Consider the following 17,384-nt stretch of genomic DNA (forward strand, 5'->3'; position numbering starts at 1 on the left):
GGGCGTCGTGCGCGGTCCAGCAGCTCGCGAGGAGCACGGCGCGCTGCGTGGGTGTGGGTATCGCGTGCACGTGGGACACCGAGACCTCCGAGATCCGTGCCTCCTCGTGCCTCGCGGCGCAAGGAGAGACGGTGACGTCGGTCGCGGCGCGGAGTGACGGTGATCAGCGACAGGCGAACGTGGCGCCCGTGCTGCTCCACCGGCAGCGCGGCCGCGGCGCGCTCGCGTCGCCGAAGCGGTGCCCGGCGCATTGCCCCGGCGAGGCGCCGAAGGCGAGCCGCAGCTCGAGCGCGGCGTCGCCGGGCGCGAGCGGGCTCGATCGGCCTCGGCCGCGCAGCGCGACCTCGACGCGCCCGGCGGCCGCTCCGGGGAGGCGGATCGTCGCGGTACGGATGCCGCCGTGAGCGCCTCCCGGATCGCGATACCGCCACGTCGTCCCGTTGCGATTCCTGCTCCACCCGGCGCCGGTGAACGGATCGCGCGCGCCGGCCGGGAGGACGATGCGCTCGCGCAGGTCGCCGGCGCCGGTGCGAAGCTCGATGCGGAGGCCGTGTGCGGACGGGTCGAGGCCTTCGCCCGGGGGGAGGGCGAGGTCTGCGGCCGCGCGCAGCGCGAGCGTGCCGCGGTTGGCCGTGCGCGCTCCGCCGAGCACGAGCCGCATCCCGGCCCGGAGCGGCGTGCCCGCGAAGGCGTGCGTGCACTGGCCGCTCGGCGTGCAGGCGTCGGTGGTGCAGGGGTCGTCGTCGTCACAGTCGCCGTCCGCGTCGCAGATCGGCGGCACGAGCGCCGTCGCGGCGCTCGCCATCGCGATCGGCGCGCCCCGGCCGGTCGCCACCCAGAGATCGTGCAGCGTCGCGCCGGTCGCATCCGTCACGTTGCCATCGCGGAGCGCCTCGATGTAGTGGCGCGGCGTGTTCTGATAGTAGAGTTCGACGTCGGCGCGTGTGGTGCCGGGGGGGATTCCGAAGCGGACGTCGTCCCAATACTGCCCGTCCGCGTAGCTCGCGCCCACCACCGGCGCGCCCGCGTCCGCGAACGCGGTGTTCGCGAAGCCGCGCGGCGGAATGCGGTTGTCCTTCTCGATCGTGTCGGCGAGCGCCATGTGCGTGGTGGGCCCGGCCGGGAGCCCCGTGAGCGCCGCCGCCTCGGCGCTCAGGCCGACGTGCATCTCGTAGACGACGGTCGAGGCCTCGTCGAGTTCGGCCGTCGCCGCGTCGTAGCGGCCGTGCTCGGCGACGAGCGCGCCGGTTTCGTCGCGGAACGCGACGTGCAGCCAGACGCGCCGCCCCTCGATGTGGCCGGTCGGGAGCTTGTGGCCGGTCTCGTTGGTCACGCGCACGACGAGTTGCGCTCCCTCCTGGGTGAGCGCGAGCGACGCGGCCCGCTCGAGCATGGCGACCGCGGCGTCGCGTCCGCGGGCGAGCGCGGCCTGGTCGACCGTGGGATCGAGACGCGTTGCTTCCGCGATCAGGTCGAGCACCGGCGCGGCGGCGCCGGCGAAGTCATGGAGGGCGAGGTCGCCGCGCACGGTGCCGTAGACGCACCCGCGGCCGACCGCGCGCGGCATGTGGCAGTCCTGGCAGGTCGACACCACGCCTCCGCCCACGCCGCCGAAGCGTCCGCCCGTGTCGACGCCGCCCGCGGCGAAGGCGCTGAGCTTCCATTCCGTGTAGGTGCGCTCGAGGGGGAACTGCATGCCAGGATCGTGCGTCGGGCTCGGCACCCCCATCGTGTTGTAGCGATACGTGCCGTCGGGGTCGCGCGTGACGGCGAGGTTGCCGACGTCGTGGCAGGTGCCGCAGAACTCGCCGCGCGCATGGAACGGGGAGACGATCCACGCGTGCATCGCGAGCGGATCGGCGCGCGGGCCCCGGCGCGTGCCGCTCGGGTCGAGGACGAACATGGCGTTCCCGTAGTGGGCGGGAATCGCCGAGAGGCCCGCCAGGATGTCCGCGTCCGCGTCCGGGCTCGTGCCGGGTACGAAGAGCGGGTCGACCATGCTGTGGCAGAAGTGGCAGGAGACGCCTTGGCGATCGGTCGCGTCGAGGAGCCGGCCGTCGGGTTCCTCGGCGTGACCCGTGACGATGCTGAGGGGGACGTGGCAGCGCAGGCAGTAATAGCCGACGCTCGGCACGTCCTGGACGGCGGTCGTGAGCTGCGCGAAGAAGAGCGGATCGCGTCCGGCGTGCGCCATCAGGCTTCCCGACCAGCGCGCCACCGGATCCACCGCGGCGTCGTAGCCGCCGTGGCAGGAGGCGCACTCCGAGGGCTCGAGAAGCACGTGAGGCGGCACGTCGCCCGTCTGGGTGCCGGGGACGTGGAAGTCCTCGCAGAGCGGCGGGACGGCCGTGCAGACGCCGGCCGCGCACGCCAAGCTGCCGCCGCAGGTGCTGCCGGGACCGCACGCGGTGCCGTCGGAGAGCGGCGCGTGGCCGCAACCGTCGAGAGGGTCACAGGCGTCGTACGTGCAGGGATTGTGGTCGTCGCAGTCGAGCGCGGGGGCGCCGGTGCAGACACCGGCGAGGCATTGCGCGATCCCGTTGCAGACCGTGCCGTCGTCGCACGACGCGCCGTCGGACACCGTCGTCCGCACGCAGCCGCCGACGAGGTCGCACCGCTCGTCGGTGCACGGCTCACCGTCGTCACAGTCGAAGTCGTCGTGGCACGCGCTCACGAACGCAGCGGTAATGGTTGCGTCGGTGGCTGGCACCGTGAGCGCGTGCGCGCGGAGCCCTCCGTCCGACCACGACGCGAAGAGCCAGTCGACGCCGTCCAGCGCCTGCGGTGCCGGCGCGTCGACGGCGAGCGCCGCACCGACGACGGCGGTGCGGACGAAGGGCGTCACCGCGGCCGCCGACTCGACCACGAGGGTGAGACCGGGCGGCGTGGAAGCGAAGGTGAGATCGACCGTCTCCGGGTCGAGCGCAATGCTCGCGGTATGCTCGAGCCCGCCGGAGTCGGTCGCGGTCAGGTGGAGCAGGAGGCGCGCGGGGAGCTCGCCGGGATCGGGAGCGGCGAAACTCCCCGAGGCCACGCCGGTCGCCGTGGCGACGGTCTCGGTCGTGCAGGCGCCGGCGCAGCGTTCGAGGAGGAGCGTCCACTCGAGCGCCGCGGGCGGCAACGCGCCCTCCTCGGGATCGGTCGCCGCGCCGGCGAAGTCGATGGGCGCGCCGACGCGCCAGAGCTCGGTCGCGGCGGGCGCCGTGATCACCGCGGTCGGCGGCGTGTTGGTCGAGACCCATTGGACGCGACGCACGCTGCCGCCGCTGAAGTCGACGTAGAAGAGATCGCCGCCGGGACCGGTCTCGAGCGCGACCGGCGAGGCGGCGCCGTCGACGAAGACCGCGCGCGTGGCCGGGTCGGGCAGACCGTCGGCGCCGGCGCGCATCGACCAGATGCAGCCGCGTGAGAAGTCGGCGAAGAAGAGCGCCCCGTCGTAGGCCGCGGGGTAGCCGCCGCCGGCGTGGAAGGCGAGGCCCGTGATCGCAGAGTTGCCGGCGCCGCACGACTCGTCGAGCGTCATGGGCTCGCCGTGCCGATACGCGAAATAGGGGGGGGTGGTCGCCGCCGGGCTCGCGTAGATGGCGTCGCACCGGGCCAGGCCGGCCGCCTCGTAGAACGGCTGGCGGTCGGCGCCTTCGTAGCAGGGCCAGCCGAAGTTCGGTGTGCCCGGGTCGGCGGCGTTCGCGATGCGGTCGATCTCCTCGATCGTGTCCCAGCCGACGTCGCCGACCCAGAGCTCCGCGGTGCCGGGCCGGAAGGCCATGCGGTACGGGTTGCGGAGCCCGAAGGCGACGACGCGGCCGTCGGCGGGTGCGAGCAGATCGACGCGCAGGATCGTGCCGTCGTAGCCGAGCGGGTCGCCGGCGCTGAGGACGTCCTGGCTGCGGAGCGCGCCGCCCTCGGCGCCCGGCGGCGCCGGCGTCGCGCCGCCGCCCGTCGGGTCACCGCAGGGATTGAGCGGGCCGGGACCGAACTGCCCGTAATCGACGCCGTTGAAGCTCGCGCCGTCGCCGGCGCCGACGTAGAGCGCGCCGTCGGGACCGAAGGCGAGACTCCCGAGCGAGTGGCTCGGATACTGCTGGCACCAATCCTCGAGGAGCACCTGCTCGGGTCCCGCGAGCCCGCCGCCGTCGAGGTCGAGGCGCGCCAGCCTGCCGCCGACGACGCAGCCGGCGCCGAGCGGATCGGGGCAGCCGTCGGCGGTCGCGCCGACCCATCCCCAGCGCGGCGGTGTGCCGCCAGGCGCCGCGTCGAGCGTGTAGAGGACGAAGATCGACGGCACGGCGGGGAAGTCGGGGTGGAGCGCCAGGCCGAGGAGGCCGCGGTCCCAGAAGTTGTGCACGTTGGTGCGGAGGTCGGCGACGATCGTCGGCGTCGGATCCGCGAGGTCGTCGAACGCCTTCACGATCCCGCTCTTTTCGGTGACGAAGACTCGACCGTCGGGCGCGAAACGTACGGCGGTCGGCTGCTCGAGCCCGCTGATCGCGATCGACTCCGCGAAGCCGGCGGGGAGCGTCGTGGCGCCGGCACGGGCGAGCGGCAGGCAGAGCAGGACGATCGACAGGAGCGCGCCGCGGCGGCGAAAGACCATGAGACCCCTCGATCATACGGTCACGCGGTGGCCCGCGAAAGGGATGAAACGCGTCGAGATGACGTTCGTCAGCGCCATCGTTGACGCGCGCCGGACCCCCCGCGACTGCCCCCGACGCTGCGCTCTCCGGGCGGCGGGAATATCGCGTCGCGATCCGTCGCGTCGGCGGGAACGGGCGTCCGGTCCGCGCGGTCGAATCGAATGGCACTGGCTTTGCTGCTCCGAACCATGCGGCGCACGGCGGCGGTGGACGACCTTCACGTTCACCCGCGTGATCCGCCGCTCGGGAGGACGGGATGAATCGCAAGCTCTCGCGTCGTGACTTCCTGCGCATCGCCGGCTCCGTGGGTCTCGGGACGGTCGCGGCGCCGGGCGCGCTCTTCGCCGGGTACCGGCACCTCGCGCCGATCGTGGTCGCCAACCCGCTCGCGGCCTATCCCGATCGCGAATGGGAGCGGCTCTATCGCGACGTCTTCCGCACTGAGGACAGCTTCACGTTCCTCTGCTGCCCGAACGACACGCACAACTGCTTGCTGCGCGCCTTCACGAAGAACGGCGTCGTCGTGCGCATCGAGCCGACCTACGGCTACGGCAAGGCGACCGACCTCGCGGGCCACCAGGCGAGCCATCGCTGGGATCCGCGCTGCTGCCAGAAGGGCCTCGTGCTGGCGCGCCGCTTCTACGGCGACCGGCGCGTGAACGGCGCCTTCCTCCGCAAGGGATTCAAGGAGTGGGTCGACCGCGGCTTCCCGCGCGATCCGGCAACCGGCGCGGCGCCGCCGGAACTCATGCGGCGCGGCTTCGACGCCTGGGTGAAGGTGCCGCACGAGGTCGCGTACGCCTACCACGCCAAGACGCTCGTGAACGTCGCAGAGACCTACTCCGGCGACGACGGCAAGAAGCGCCTCCTCGCGCAGGGCTACGACCCCGACATGGTCGAGCAGGTGGCCGGCGCCGGTACGCGGGTCATGAAGTTCCGCGGCGGTATGGCGAAGCAGGGGCCGGTCAGGATCTTCGGCTGCTTCCGCATGGGCAACTCGATGGCGCTCCTCGACCATCACGTGCGGAAGGTCTCGCCCGACGACGCCAAGGGCGCCGGCTCGTGGGACTCGTACTCGTTCCACACCGACCTGCCGCCCGGGCACCCGATGGTGACCGGTGAGCAGACCAACGATTTCGAGCTCTTCGACGTCGAGAACGCGAAGCTCGTGATCGCCTGGGGCATGAATTGGATCACGACCAAGATGCCGGACAGCCACTGGCTGACCGAGGCGCGTCTGAAGGGCGTGAAGACGGTCGCGGTGACGGTCGAGTACTCGGCGACCGCTTCCAAGTGCGACGACGTCGTCGTGATCCGCCCCGGCACCGATCCGGCGCTGGCGCTCGGCGTCGCGCAGGTGCTCATCGCCGAGAAGCGCTACGACGCCGATTTCGTCCGCCGCTTCACCGATCTGCCGACCCTCGTCCGCATGGACACCCTCGAGCGTTTGAAGGCGGCCGACGTGTTCCCTGGCTACGCCGAGAAGCCGTGGCGGAACTGGGCGCAGGTGATCCCGACCGGGCAGAAGGCCCCGCCGACGCCGCAGCAGAACGGGGTGTACGTTCCCGAGGCGCTGAAGCCCGACTTCGCGGACTGTGTCGTGTGGGACGAGAAGCAGAAGCGGCCGGTCGCGATCGGCCACGACGACGTCGGCGCCCACTTCGACGGGCTCGGCGTCCGGCCGGCGCTCGCCGGCACGTTCAAGGTGAAGCTCGCCGACGGCGCGACGGTCGAGGCGCGGCCGGTCTTCGACCTCACCGCCGAGTATCTCCGCGTCAACATGCGGCCCGAGCAGGTCCGCAAGATCACCTGGGCGCCGGAGGAGGCGATCCGCCGCCTCGCGCGCGACGTCGCGGAGAGCGGCGGCCGCACGCTCATCGCCTGCGGCATGGGGCCGAACCAGTTCTGGAACAACGACAACAAGGACCGCGCGCTCTTTCTCCTGCTCGCGCTCGCCGGGAGCCTCGGCCGCCACGGCGGCAACATCGGGAGCTACGCCGGGACCTACAAGAACACGCTCTTCTCGGGGATCGGCCGCTTCACGACCGAGGACCCGTTCCATCTCCAGCTCGAGGCGACGGGCGAGATCAAGACCAAGTACTACCTGCGGCCCGAGTCGATGCACTACTGGGCGAACGGCGAGCGGGTGATGAAGGCGGGCACCAAGAAGATCACGACGGGCGCCCACCTGCCGACGCCGACCAAGGCCATCTGGCAGGTCAACTCGAACTCGAGCCTCGGCAACCAGAAGGGCTTCTACGACGTCGTCTTCAACACGCTGCCGCGCGCCGAGTGCGTCGTCTACAACGAGTGGTGGTGGACGGCGTCCTGCGAGTTCAGCGACATCGTCTACGGGGTCGATGCCTGGATGGAGTTCAAGTATCCGGACATGACCGCCTCCAACACCAATCCGTTCCTCCAGCCGTACCCGACGACGCCCGCGCGCCGCGCCTTCGCGACGGTGTCCGACAACGAGACCTATCTCGGCGTCGCGCGCGAACTCGGGAAGCTCACGGAGGACGAGCGCTTCGAGCAGATGTGGCACTTCATCGCCGAGAAGAAGGCCGAGGTGTACCTGCAGCGCATCCTCGACGGCTCGGCGCCGATGAAGGGGTGGAAGATCGAAGAGGTGCTGGCGCGGGGCAAGGAGGGCGTGCCGGTCCTCGTGAACACCCGCACCTATCCGCGCCTGAACTCGTGGGAGCAGGTGCAGGAGTCGAAGCCCTGGCATACCAGGACGGGGCGGCTCGAGCTCTATCGGCCGGAGGTCGAGTTCGTGGAGGCGGGCGAGAACCTCGTCGTCCACCGCGAGCCCTCGGACGCGACCTTCTACGAGCCGTGCGCGATCGCCGCGGCGCCGCACCCGGCGATCCGCCCGAAGCGCCCGGTCGACTGGGGGATCGCGCCCGACGCGCGCGACCACAACACGCGGCAGATGCGCAACGTCACGTTCAAAGTGGACGAGCTGGTGCGCACCAAGCATCCGCTCCGCGACCAGGGATGGGACCACGTCTTCCATACCCCGAAGTACCGCCACGGCGCGCATACCATGCCGATCGACACCGATTTCATGGCGGCGCTCTTCGGCCCCTTCGGCGACATGTACCGGCGCGACAAGCGCGCGCCTGGCGACGGCGAGATGTACGTCGACATCAATCCCGGCGACGCGCGGGCGCTCGGCATCGCCGACGGCGACTACGTCTGGATCGACGGCGATCCGAACGACCTGCCGTTTCGCGGCTGGGCCGATCCGGCGCGCGCCGAGCAGTACGTGGTCGCACGCTGCATGGCGCGCGCGCGCTACTATCCCGGCACGCCGCGCGGGATCACCCGCATGTGGTTCAACGGCTACATGGCGACGCCGGGCTCGGTGCGCGGCGCCGCCAGCCGTCCGGACGGTCTCGCCAAGAATCCCGAGACCAACTACCAGGCGCTCTTCCGCTTCGGCGGCCATCAGAGCATGACGCGCTCCTGGCTGAAGCCGACGCACCAGACGCACTCGCTCGTCACGCGGAAGTCGTGGACCAACGAGGTCACCAAGGGCTTCAACGTCGACGTGCACTGCGTGACGAGCGCGCCACGCGAGTCGCTCGCGCGCTTCACCAAGGCCGAGGACGGCGGCATCGGCGGCAAAGGCCTCTGGCGGCCGGTGACGCTCGGCCTCCGGCCGGGTGCGGAGAGCGCCGCGCTCCAGCGATACCTGCACGGCGGCTTCGTCGCCGTGCGCAAGGCGTGAAGGAGGGGCGATGCCCAAAGTCTACAACTGGCAGATCGGGCGCGAGATGGACTACCCCTACGAAGGGGCGCGGCCGAAGAAGCAGTTCGCGATGCTCTTCGACACCAACAAGTGCATCGCGTGTCAGACCTGCACGGTCGCCTGCAAGACGACGTGGACCCCCGGTCGCGGCCAGGAGTACATGTTCTGGAACAACGTCGAGACCAAGCCCTACGGGTACTACCCGCTCGGCTGGGATGTGAAGATCCTCGAGCAGCACGGCGTCCAGGACGTCGGCGGCCCGGTCTACAAGGGCAAGACGCTCTTCGAGTCGGCGCCGAGCGGCGAGCGCATCCTCGGCTACCTGCCCGAGGATCTCGACTACGCGCATCCGAACGTCGGCGAGGACGACTCCTTCGGCGACATGCAGCAGGGCGAGCTGCTGCAGATCCCGCACATGCAGTGGATGTATTACCTGCCGCGCATCTGCAATCACTGCACGTACCCGGCGTGCCTCGCGTCGTGCCCGCGCATGTCGATCTACAAGCGTGAGGAGGATGGCATCGTACTCCTCGACCAGACCCGCTGCCGCGGCTACCGCGAGTGTGTGAAGGGCTGCCCGTACAAGAAGACGTTCTTCAATCCGATCACGCGCGTCTCGGAAAAGTGCATTGGCTGCTATCCGGCGGTCGAGGGCGGCCGGCAGACCCAGTGCACGATCACCTGCATCGGCAAGATCCGCCTGCAGGGTTTCATCGGCAAGCCCGACGAGATCCGCGAGGACAACCCGATCGACTACATCGTGCGCGTCGCGAAGATCGCGTGCCCGCTCTACCCGCAGTTCGGGCTGGAGCCGAATACCTACTACATCCCGCCGGTCCACGTGCCGCCGCGCTACCTCGTGCAGATGTTCGGCGCCGGCGTCGAGCGGGCGATCGCGGGGTATCGGAAGGCGGCTGACGACGAGAAGCTGCTCGGGGCGCTGCTTCTCTTCGGCGCGACCCCGATGATCATCCACCACTACAAGGTCGAGGCGGGGGTCTCGATCGGCTTCGACGAGAAGGGCGGCGAGCTCGTGCGCGTGCCGCTCAGAGAGGCGATCCACGTGCGGGCCGCCTTCGACGAACAGCACCAGGCGTACCGCACCAACATCACGTGAGGGATCCACGCATGTCCACCCGATGGGGAACGAGGCTCGTGCTCGCCGCCGCCTTGGCGCTCGTGGCGGGAGAGGTGGGGGCGCAGATGGCCGAGCTGCGCGTCGTGCGCGTTCGCGAGAAGGGGCCGTTTCGCGACCCCGCCGCGGCGTTCTGGAAGGACGCGCCGGCGACCCCGGTGGCGTTGCTGCCGCAGGCGATGACGCTGCCGAACAACCTCAAGCCGGCGGTCCAGTCGCTGCAGGCCAAGGCGGTCCACGACGGCAAGTGGCTCGCGCTGCTTCTCGAATGGCCGGACGCCACCAGGAGCGACCGCATCGTGGTCGACCAGTTCGGCGATCAGGTCGCGATCGAGTTCCCGGCCGAGTTCAAGAAGGACGCGCTTCCGAGCCCGATGATGGGGAACCCGGGCGGGCGCGTCGAGATCTGGCAGTGGCGCGCCGCGTTCCAGCAGGATCTCGAGCGCGGCCGGCCGCAGGTCACCAACGACCTCTATCCGAACGCGCACGCCGATGTGTACCCGGACGAGCTCCTGCGGGCGATCGACGCCCGGCCCTACATGGGCGCGGTCGGCGTCGACAACCTGATCACGCACGCCGACAAGAGCCCCGTGCTCGAGCAGCTCGCGGAGGGCTGGGGCTCGCTCACGATCCAGCCCGACGACCAGCGGGCGGACGGGAAGGGGGTGTGGGCCGACGGCACCTGGCGCGTCGTCGTCACGCATCCGCTCGCGGGCGGCGAGGGCCATGTCGGCTTCGCGCCCGGCGGCGAGTCGGCGGTCGCGTTCGCCGTCTGGGACGGCGGCAGCCGCGAGGTCGGCCCGCGCAAGGCATGGTCCACCTGGGCCGCCCTGAAGCTCGCCGAGTGAGGACGACCATGACCACCGCGAACGCATTGCAGGGGATCCGACGCGACGTTGCCGGCGCGCTCACGCGCGCGGGGGTGCTGCGGGCGCTGGCGCGCGGGCTCGACGATCCGGCGGGCGCATGGCGCGCCGAGGTCGCCGACGGTTGGCGCGCGCTGCTCCGCGGCACCGGGGAATGGCCGGACGAGGTTCGCGCCGCGCTGGCGCGAGCGCTCACGAGCCTGGAAGTCGCGACCGACGACCTGGCGTCGGAGCACGTGCGCTTGTTCGGTCCGGCCGGCCGCGCCGCGCTCACCGAGACGTCCTGGGGCGACGCGGGGCGTCTGCTCGGGAAGGCGACCGCCCTCGCCGACCTCGGCGGGTTCTATCGCGCCTTCGGCGTCCAGCCCGACGCCGCGAGCCCGCGCCCCGAGGATCATCTTGCGCTCGAGCTCGAGTTCGTGAGCGTGCTCGCGCTCAAGGAGGCGTGGGCGCGGAGCGGCGGCGAGACGGAGGCGCTCGCGGTCACGCGCGACGCGACGGCGAAGTTCCTCGCCGACCATCTCGGGACGTGGATCGACGCCTGGTGCACCGCGTTGGCCGAGCAGGGAGCTCCCGATTTCTACGTGGCGCTCGGCGAGGCCGTCCGCTGCGCTGTCCGTGCCGAGTGCGAGCGGCTTGCCGTGATCCCGCACACGGTCGCGGCACGGCTCCCGGAGGGCGATCTCGGTGGCGAGGCGTTCACCTGTCCGCGCGCCGATGCGGCCGACGCCACGGTCTGACGCGCGCGCATCGCGCCGGGCGGACGGCGAGGACGTACGGCTCCCCGTGGTGACGTCGGTCAGGGCGTTCGCCCCCAAGCGGTCATCGCGACACGGCTGACGATCCCTTCAACATTGAACGATGACCCATCCCCGTCCGGCAGTTCCGGAAGCTCCGGCGAGCGCCTCCGGTCCGATGCGAAGGCTTCGTCAGCGCAACCAGACCCGCGCCCGTCTCGTGGCGGCGGGGCGGCGGGTGATCGCCGCTCACGGCCTCGAGGGCGCCGCAGTCTCCGCCATCACCGACGACGCCGACGTCGGCGTCGGCTCGTTCTACAACTACTTCACCTCCAAGCGGGAGCTCCTGAACGTGATCGTCGCGGAGGCGGCGGCGCTGCTCGGCGAGGTGCTGAACGGACGCACGGGCGCGATGGCCGATCCCGCCGCGCGGGTGGCGGTGGCGGTCCGCCACGTGGTGCACCTCGCGGGGACCGATCCGACGTGGGCGTGGTTCGTGCTCCGCGCGACCGACGCCGTACCGCGGCTCGCGGCGAGCGTGACGGCGCCGATCGAGCCGCACGTCCGCGCGGGGATGGCGAGCGGGCGCTTCACGGTGGACGATCCCGAGCTCGCGGTGAACGCGGTCGGCGGGATGATGCTGCACGTGATGCGCGCCCGCCTGCTCGGTCGGGTCGGTCCGCAGGCCGACCGCATCGCCGCCGAGCACGTCCTGCGGACGCTCGGGCTCGCGCCCGCTGCAGCCCGCGCCGTCGTGCAGGAAGTCGCGTCTGGATGACCGTCACGAGCACTCCGGCCCCGGTGCTCGCCGCCGGCGCGCGGGTCGCGCGCGATCTCGACGTGCGGCCGATCCTGGCGCGCGGCGAGGAGCCCTTCGCGGCCATCATGTGCGCGATCGACGGCCTCCGGGACGACGAGGCGTTACACCTGATCGTGCCCTTCGAGCCGCGGCCGCTCTATGACGTCATGCGAGAGCGCGGGTTCGCCGCCCACACTACGGGTGACGGGAAGACCTTTCACGTGTGGTTCTATCGGCGGGCTTCGTGATCGCTGCGGCGCTGCGCTGAGGGCTCGGAGGGCTCGGCGGCGCGTCATTCGCCTGGATGACGTCGGTCATGGGATGCCATCCGACCGTTCGGTAGTCGGACGTGCATGCGCACCGCCATGAAACCTCGCGTCGCGGACGGCCAGCGCGCCGTCCCTCCCGCTGACGGAAGACGATTCGGTACGCGCGAGGCGATCCTCGCCGCTGCTGCGCGCTCGTTCGCCGAGCGCGGCTATCATCGCACGAGCCTCCACGAGGTGGCGGAGGATGTCGGCATCCAGAAGGCATCGATCTTCCACCATTTCGCGAGCAAGGAAGCGCTCTATCGCGCGGTGCTCGCGGAAGGCCACGGCGAGGGCGAGGCCATCGTCCGCCGGGCGATCGCGGGTGGCGGCTCGTGGTGGGAGCGGATGCGCGCGTTGCTGGACGCGTACATCGATCTCGTCGCCGCCCGTCCCGAGCAGACCAAGATCCTGCTCCGGCAGTCGCTCGGCGACGCGCCCGAGGGCTACGACGGGGGGCCGGATTCGGACCGCCTTATTGCGCTCGTGACGTCGTTCATGGACGAAGGGCAACGCGCGGGGGCCTTCGCGCCCTGCGACGGCCTCGGCCTGGTGCTCGGCGTGATGGGGATGGTCGTCTTCTTCTTCACGTCCGCGCCGGTCGTCGCCTCCGGGTGGAGTGCGGAGCTCTCGGCAGAAGGCGTCGAAGCCGTCCGTCACCGCGTGACCGCGATCGTCGAGCGCGTGCTCCTTCAGGCCGTCAGATTGCCGTAGTGCGCGAGGCGCGTGAGGCGCTCGAGATCGAGCACCACGACGCCCTCGTCCTCGATCGAGATCATCTTGTTGCGTTTCAGCTTCGCGAGCAGGCGGATCGCTGTCTCGGTCGAGACGCCGATCATGTCCGCGAGCTCGCGGCGTGAGTAGGTGAGGCGGATGAGGGGCGGGGCGTCGTTCGTGTCGGCGTCGTGACAGGCGCCGTCGCCGAGCCGCAGGAGGAGGTCGGCGAGGCGCGCGTCGGCCCGCTTCAGCGCGAGCTCGCCCGCCTTGCGGCGGGTCGCAGCGAGCGCCCGGCTGAGCGTCGCGACCAGCTGGATGCTCGTTTTCGGATGGCGTTCGAGGAACTTCACGAGCCGCTCGCGGGGCAGGAACGAGAGCTGCGCCTCGGTCAGCGCCTCCGCTGAGGCGGAGAAGGTGTCCTCGTCGTCGAGGCCGAGCTCGCCGAGGATCGCGCCCGGCGTCGCGACGTCGATGATGAACTCGCGACCGAAGCGGTCCGACTGATAGAGCTTCACGTTGCCGTGGCAGAGGACGTAGAAGCCTGTCGCCGGCGTGCCCTCGTGGAAGACGACCTGCCGTGGCTTGTAGAGGCCGGTCACGGCGCAGGTCTGGAAGTCGCCGAGATCCTCGAAGGGGAGGTCCGCGATGCAGGTATGCGCCCGGACCGTGCACTGTTGACAGGAAATGCGCCTCATCGCGCTGTTTCCCGCGGCGCGCGGTTCGCAGGTGCGTGAATCGCGGGCGCGACCCGGCGGCATGGCTGCGAACGATGCGGTTCGGATGGACTCTGGAGTCGCGATTGCGCGTTCATGCGGGTCGTATCTCTAGCACGGCTAGCAATCGTCACGCCAATTCCGCCACTTGCCTTGCGGCCCGCGAATGGCGGGGGATATAAGTGCCGGGTCTTTGTTCCGGCACGGGGGGACCCTCACAGCATGAGCCAACTGCACGGCGGGCGCATCGTCGCCAAGGCCCTCAAGAACGAGGGCGTCTCGCACATCTTCACCCTCTGCGGTGGACATGTGATGTCCATCTACGACGGCTGTCTGGACGTCGGTATCCGCGTCGTCGACGCCCGTCACGAGCAGACGGCGGCTCATGCGGCCGATGGCTGGGCGCGGGTGACGGGTGAGCCCGGCGTCGCGGTCGTGACCGCCGGTCCGGGGCTCACCGACGCGGTGACGGGTGTGGCGTCCGCGTGGCGCGCCAACATTCCGATGCTGATCATCGGCGGGCAGGGCCCGCGGAGCCTGCAGGACATGGGCTCTTTGCAGGACATGAACCACGTCGACCTCATGCGGCCCATCACCAAGTGGTCGCATTCGATCCCCGAAGCGCGCCGGCTCGGGGAGTACGTGAGCATGGCCTTCCGCATCGCGACCACGGGCGTGCCCGGGCCGGTGTTCCTCGAAATGCCGGTCGACTTCCTGTTCGACTCCTACAACGAGGACCAGCTGACGTTCCCGACCGGCGGGCGGACAGCCGCCGGCGCGTCTCCCGATCCCGCCTACGTCGACAAGGCGATCGAGCTGCTCGCGAAGGCCGAGAAGCCGGTCGCGCTCGTCGGGAGCCAGCTCTTCTGGTCGAAGCGCCGCGACGCCTATCTGCCGTTCGTCGAGCGGTTCGGGCTCCCGGTCTACGTGAATGGGCAGGCGCGCGGATCGCTGCCGCCCGACCATCCGAACTTCTTCACCAAGACGCGCAAGGAAGCGCTCCGCGGCGCCGACGTGATCCTGATCTTCGGCACTCCGCTCGACTTCCGGCTCGGGTACGGGCGCGCGAGCCACTTGAATCCGGAGGCGAAGCTCATCCAGATCGACCTCGACGGCGGCGAGATCGGACGGAACCGCCACGTCGACGTCGGCATCCCGGGCGATACCGGCATGACGATGGCGGCGCTCACCGCGGCGGCGACCGGCATGGCGAAGGGCGGGAGCCCCGCGGTTCGCGAGTGGGTGAAGAGCTTGCGGGTGAAGGAATCCGAGCGCACCGAACAGATGCGCGCCGAGATGGAATCCGACGCGTCGCCGATCAACCCGCTCCGCCTCTGCAAGGAGATCGACGGCATCCTCGACGACGACACGATCGTCATCGGCGACGGCGGCGACTTCGTCGCGACGGCGGCGTCGGTGCTGCGCATCGCCAAGATCGGCCAGTGGCTCGATCCGGGGCCGCTCGGGACGCTCGGCGTCGGTCCGGGCTACGCCATGGCTGCGAAGCTCGCGAAGCCCGGCAGCAACGTCATCATCGTCTACGGCGACGGCGCCTTCGGGCTGAACGGGCTCGAATTCGAGGCGTTCGCACGGCAGAAGATCAACGTGGTGGGCGTCATCGGCAATGACGCGGCGTGGATGCAGATCCGCCGCGGCCAGGTGGAGCTCTATGGCGAGGAGCGGTCGGTCGCGACCAAGCTCGAGTTCACCCACTACGAGAAGGTGGCCGAGGCGGTCGGTGCGCACGGCGAATACGTCGAGCAGCCGAAGGACATCCGTCCCGCGCTCGAGCGTGCGCTCGGCTGCGGCAAGCCGGCGCTCGTCAACGTACGCCTCGGGGTGAGCGAGTTCCGCAAGGGCGCGATCTCGATCTGAAACGTGGGGCGGTATGGGTGATCTGTCGGCGGGAGTGGTCGTCATCGGGAACGAGATCCTCTCGGGAAAGGTCGTCGACACCAACTCGCCGTTCCTCGCCGCGGAGCTGCGTCCGCTCGGCGTGACGCTCCGGCGCATCGCCACGATCCCCGACGAGCTGCCGCTCATCCGGGACGAGGTGCGCTCGCAGCACGAGTCGCTCGACCTGGTGTTCACCTCGGGCGGTGTCGGGCCGACGCACGACGACGTCACGATCGAGGGCGTCGCCATGGCGCTCGGGCGCAAGGTGATCGTCCACCCCGACATCGCCGACAAGCTCCGCGCCTTCTATGGCGACAGGATCAATCCCGCGCGGCTCAAGATGGCCGAGGTGCCCGAGGGCGCCGAGCTCATCACCGACACGAGCATCAACTTCCCGACCATCAAGGTCGAGAACATCTACATCCTGCCCGGGATCCCGGAGATCTTCCGCGCCAAGCTCGAGGGTCTGAAGCCGCGGTTCAACGCGGATCCGTACTGCGTGAAGGTCGTCTACACGCGCGTCGGCGAGGGGACGATCGCCGAGCATCTGAACGACACGCTCCGGCGGTTCCCCGACCTGCTGCTCGGTTCGTACCCGAAGATCAATCATCCCGAGTACATGGTGAAGGTCACGCTGGAATCGAAGGACGCCGACTACGTCGGGCGCGCCTTCGGACATTTGCTGGCCGTGCTGCCCGAGGGCAGCGTGGTGCGGACGGATGAATAGAGGAGGAGGAATCCGATGATGCGGACCGTACTTGCGGGACGAGGACGGACGGTGGTGGCGGCGGCGGTGCTCGCGACGATGCTCGCGGGGAGCGCGCGGCCGGTGGGCGCGGCGGAGGAGGACGAGAGCCGCTTCGCGACCGATTTCGGCTACGGGGTGGCGGCGTTCTTCACGAACCTCGTCTACATGCCGACGAAGTTCGTGTATGCCACCTTCGGCGGCATCACGGGCGGCATGGCGTACATGCTGACCGGCTTCAACTACCCGCTCGCGCGGCAGATCTGGATCCCGTCGACGGGCGGCGACTACGTGGTGACGCCTTCGATGCTGAGGGGCGAAGACCCGATCTTTTTCAGCGGCACGACCGAGCCGAAGCGCGAGCGCTCGTCGCGCGAGGAGGAGGACCTCGGGACCTCGAGCCCGAAGCCCGCGGCGGCCGGCAAACCGGCCTCGTACTGATCTCGGCCGGGGCGCTTGTCAGCGAAAATCCTTTCTGCCAGTACGACGCCCCGAAAGGGAGGACTCATGATGAAGACATGGCTGGTCGCCGCGAGTGTGCTCGCCGTTTTCGTGGTCAGCTGCTCGCCGAAGCTCGAGGAAGGCGAGATCCTCGAGAAGAAGGGCGATACGTTCACGATCCGGCTCGAGAAGAAGGTCGATGAGCCGATCGACAAGGTCTGGGAGGCGTTCCAGCGCCCCGAGGACATCGAGAAGTACTCCGAGCAGTATCAGCAGTCGAAGCTGGTGAAGTCCGAGGGAGACACCAAGGTCGTCGATTATCGCGTGTCCGCGCTCGGCCAGGTGAACGCTTTCACGATGGAGCTGAAGGCGAACCCGGCCGAGAAGCGCATCGACCTGAAGACGCTCGAGAGCGCGCTCGTCGACATCACGGGCTCGTACGAGATCAAGCCGGCGCCGGACGGGAAGGGCACCCTGGTCGTCTACAAGGCGACCCAGAAGGACAAGGCCAACATCCCCGTCCCGGTGAGCGTCCAGAAGACCGCGATCAAGGATTCGTTCGACAACCTGATCGCCGGCATGAAGAAGGGCATTCAGGCCCAGGGCGGCGCCTCGTAGTCGTCAAGCAAGCCACGT

The 17,384-nt window shown here is 70.1% G+C and carries 13 protein-coding genes; 11 read left to right on the forward strand and 2 right to left on the reverse strand.

Annotation, left to right across the window (positions count from 1 at the left end; all coding sequences use genetic code 11):
• Positions 1-163 precede the first annotated feature (163 nt).
• Positions 164-4,594, reverse strand: coding sequence for a PQQ-dependent sugar dehydrogenase (locus IT293_16500; GenBank protein ID MCC6766262.1), 4,431 nt, complete (start codon positions 4,592-4,594; stop codon positions 164-166).
• A gap of 296 nt (positions 4,595-4,890) precedes the next feature.
• On the opposite strand from IT293_16500, the gene IT293_16505 reads away from it, so the two are divergent.
• The 7 genes from IT293_16505 (at position 4,891) to IT293_16535 (ending at position 12,950) form a co-directional block, all read left to right on the forward strand.
• Positions 4,891-8,370 (forward strand): molybdopterin-dependent oxidoreductase, encoded by a 3,480-nt coding sequence (locus IT293_16505; GenBank protein ID MCC6766263.1) that lies wholly within the window; start codon positions 4,891-4,893, stop codon positions 8,368-8,370.
• A gap of 10 nt (positions 8,371-8,380) precedes the next feature.
• Positions 8,381-9,508, forward strand: coding sequence for a dehydrogenase (locus IT293_16510; GenBank protein MCC6766264.1), 1,128 nt, complete (start codon positions 8,381-8,383; stop codon positions 9,506-9,508).
• An 11-nt stretch (positions 9,509-9,519) separates the two neighbouring features.
• Complete coding sequence (locus IT293_16515) at positions 9,520-10,374, forward strand: hypothetical protein (protein MCC6766265.1); 855 nt, start codon at positions 9,520-9,522, stop codon at positions 10,372-10,374.
• Between the two features lie 8 nt (positions 10,375-10,382).
• Positions 10,383-11,132, forward strand: a complete 750-nt coding sequence (locus IT293_16520) for a molecular chaperone TorD family protein (protein MCC6766266.1) — start codon at positions 10,383-10,385, stop codon at positions 11,130-11,132.
• 175 nt (positions 11,133-11,307) lie between these two features.
• The gene (locus IT293_16525; GenBank protein ID MCC6766267.1) at positions 11,308-11,907 is read left to right on the forward strand and encodes a TetR/AcrR family transcriptional regulator; all 600 of its coding nucleotides are present in this window, start codon (positions 11,308-11,310) and stop codon (positions 11,905-11,907) included.
• Positions 11,904-12,176 carry a DUF2249 domain-containing protein gene (locus IT293_16530; protein ID MCC6766268.1) on the forward strand — a complete coding sequence of 91 codons (273 nt, stop codon included), beginning with the start codon at positions 11,904-11,906 and terminating at the stop codon, positions 12,174-12,176. Before IT293_16525 ends, IT293_16530 begins: the two co-directional genes overlap by 4 nt.
• 117 nt (positions 12,177-12,293) lie before the next feature.
• Positions 12,294-12,950: a TetR/AcrR family transcriptional regulator gene (locus IT293_16535; GenBank protein ID MCC6766269.1), complete on the forward strand. Its 657-nt coding sequence runs from the start codon at positions 12,294-12,296 to the stop codon at positions 12,948-12,950.
• Here IT293_16535 and IT293_16540 read toward each other — a convergent pair.
• Positions 12,929-13,648: a Crp/Fnr family transcriptional regulator gene (locus tag IT293_16540; GenBank protein MCC6766270.1), complete on the reverse strand. Its 720-nt coding sequence runs from the start codon at positions 13,646-13,648 to the stop codon at positions 12,929-12,931. The genes IT293_16535 and IT293_16540 overlap by 22 nt on opposite strands.
• 240 nt (positions 13,649-13,888) lie before the next feature.
• On the opposite strand from IT293_16540, the gene IT293_16545 reads away from it, so the two are divergent.
• From IT293_16545 to IT293_16560, 4 genes are all read left to right on the forward strand, one after another.
• Positions 13,889-15,541 carry an acetolactate synthase gene (locus IT293_16545; protein ID MCC6766271.1) on the forward strand — a complete coding sequence of 551 codons (1,653 nt, stop codon included), beginning with the start codon at positions 13,889-13,891 and terminating at the stop codon, positions 15,539-15,541.
• A gap of 13 nt (positions 15,542-15,554) precedes the next feature.
• Positions 15,555-16,289 (forward strand): competence/damage-inducible protein A, encoded by a 735-nt coding sequence (locus IT293_16550; GenBank protein ID MCC6766272.1) that lies wholly within the window; start codon positions 15,555-15,557, stop codon positions 16,287-16,289.
• A 15-nt stretch (positions 16,290-16,304) separates the two neighbouring features.
• Positions 16,305-16,748: a hypothetical protein gene (locus IT293_16555; GenBank protein MCC6766273.1), complete on the forward strand. Its 444-nt coding sequence runs from the start codon at positions 16,305-16,307 to the stop codon at positions 16,746-16,748.
• A 66-nt stretch (positions 16,749-16,814) separates the two neighbouring features.
• The gene (locus tag IT293_16560) at positions 16,815-17,366 is read left to right on the forward strand and encodes an SRPBCC family protein (protein MCC6766274.1); all 552 of its coding nucleotides are present in this window, start codon (positions 16,815-16,817) and stop codon (positions 17,364-17,366) included.
• Positions 17,367-17,384 lie beyond the last annotated feature (18 nt).

The sequence above is a fragment of the Deltaproteobacteria bacterium genome, assembly GCA_020848745.1.
In the GTDB taxonomy this organism is placed as follows: Bacteria; Desulfobacterota; Binatia; order UTPRO1; family UTPRO1; genus UTPRO1.

What these genes read in the sequence shown, in the direction of transcription:
- IT293_16535 (MCC6766269.1), top strand. Translation starts at nt 12,294, where the DNA reads ATGAAACCTCGCGTCGCGGACGGCCAGCGCGCCGTCCCTCCCGCTGAC.
- IT293_16515 (MCC6766265.1), top strand. Translation starts at nt 9,520, where the DNA reads ATGTCCACCCGATGGGGAACGAGGCTCGTGCTCGCCGCCGCCTTGGCG.
- IT293_16525 (MCC6766267.1), top strand. Translation starts at nt 11,308, where the DNA reads ATGCGAAGGCTTCGTCAGCGCAACCAGACCCGCGCCCGTCTCGTGGCG.
- IT293_16510 (MCC6766264.1), top strand. Translation starts at nt 8,381, where the DNA reads ATGCCCAAAGTCTACAACTGGCAGATCGGGCGCGAGATGGACTACCCC.
- IT293_16530 (MCC6766268.1), top strand. Translation starts at nt 11,904, where the DNA reads ATGACCGTCACGAGCACTCCGGCCCCGGTGCTCGCCGCCGGCGCGCGG.
- IT293_16505 (MCC6766263.1), top strand. Translation starts at nt 4,891, where the DNA reads ATGAATCGCAAGCTCTCGCGTCGTGACTTCCTGCGCATCGCCGGCTCC.
- IT293_16555 (MCC6766273.1), top strand. Translation starts at nt 16,305, where the DNA reads ATGATGCGGACCGTACTTGCGGGACGAGGACGGACGGTGGTGGCGGCG.
- IT293_16550 (MCC6766272.1), top strand. Translation starts at nt 15,555, where the DNA reads ATGGGTGATCTGTCGGCGGGAGTGGTCGTCATCGGGAACGAGATCCTC.
- IT293_16520 (MCC6766266.1), top strand. Translation starts at nt 10,383, where the DNA reads ATGACCACCGCGAACGCATTGCAGGGGATCCGACGCGACGTTGCCGGC.
- IT293_16560 (MCC6766274.1), top strand. Translation starts at nt 16,815, where the DNA reads ATGATGAAGACATGGCTGGTCGCCGCGAGTGTGCTCGCCGTTTTCGTG.
- IT293_16500 (MCC6766262.1), bottom strand. Translation starts at nt 4,594, where the DNA reads ATGGTCTTTCGCCGCCGCGGCGCGCTCCTGTCGATCGTCCTGCTCTGC.
- IT293_16540 (MCC6766270.1), bottom strand. Translation starts at nt 13,648, where the DNA reads ATGAGGCGCATTTCCTGTCAACAGTGCACGGTCCGGGCGCATACCTGC.
- IT293_16545 (MCC6766271.1), top strand. Translation starts at nt 13,889, where the DNA reads ATGAGCCAACTGCACGGCGGGCGCATCGTCGCCAAGGCCCTCAAGAAC.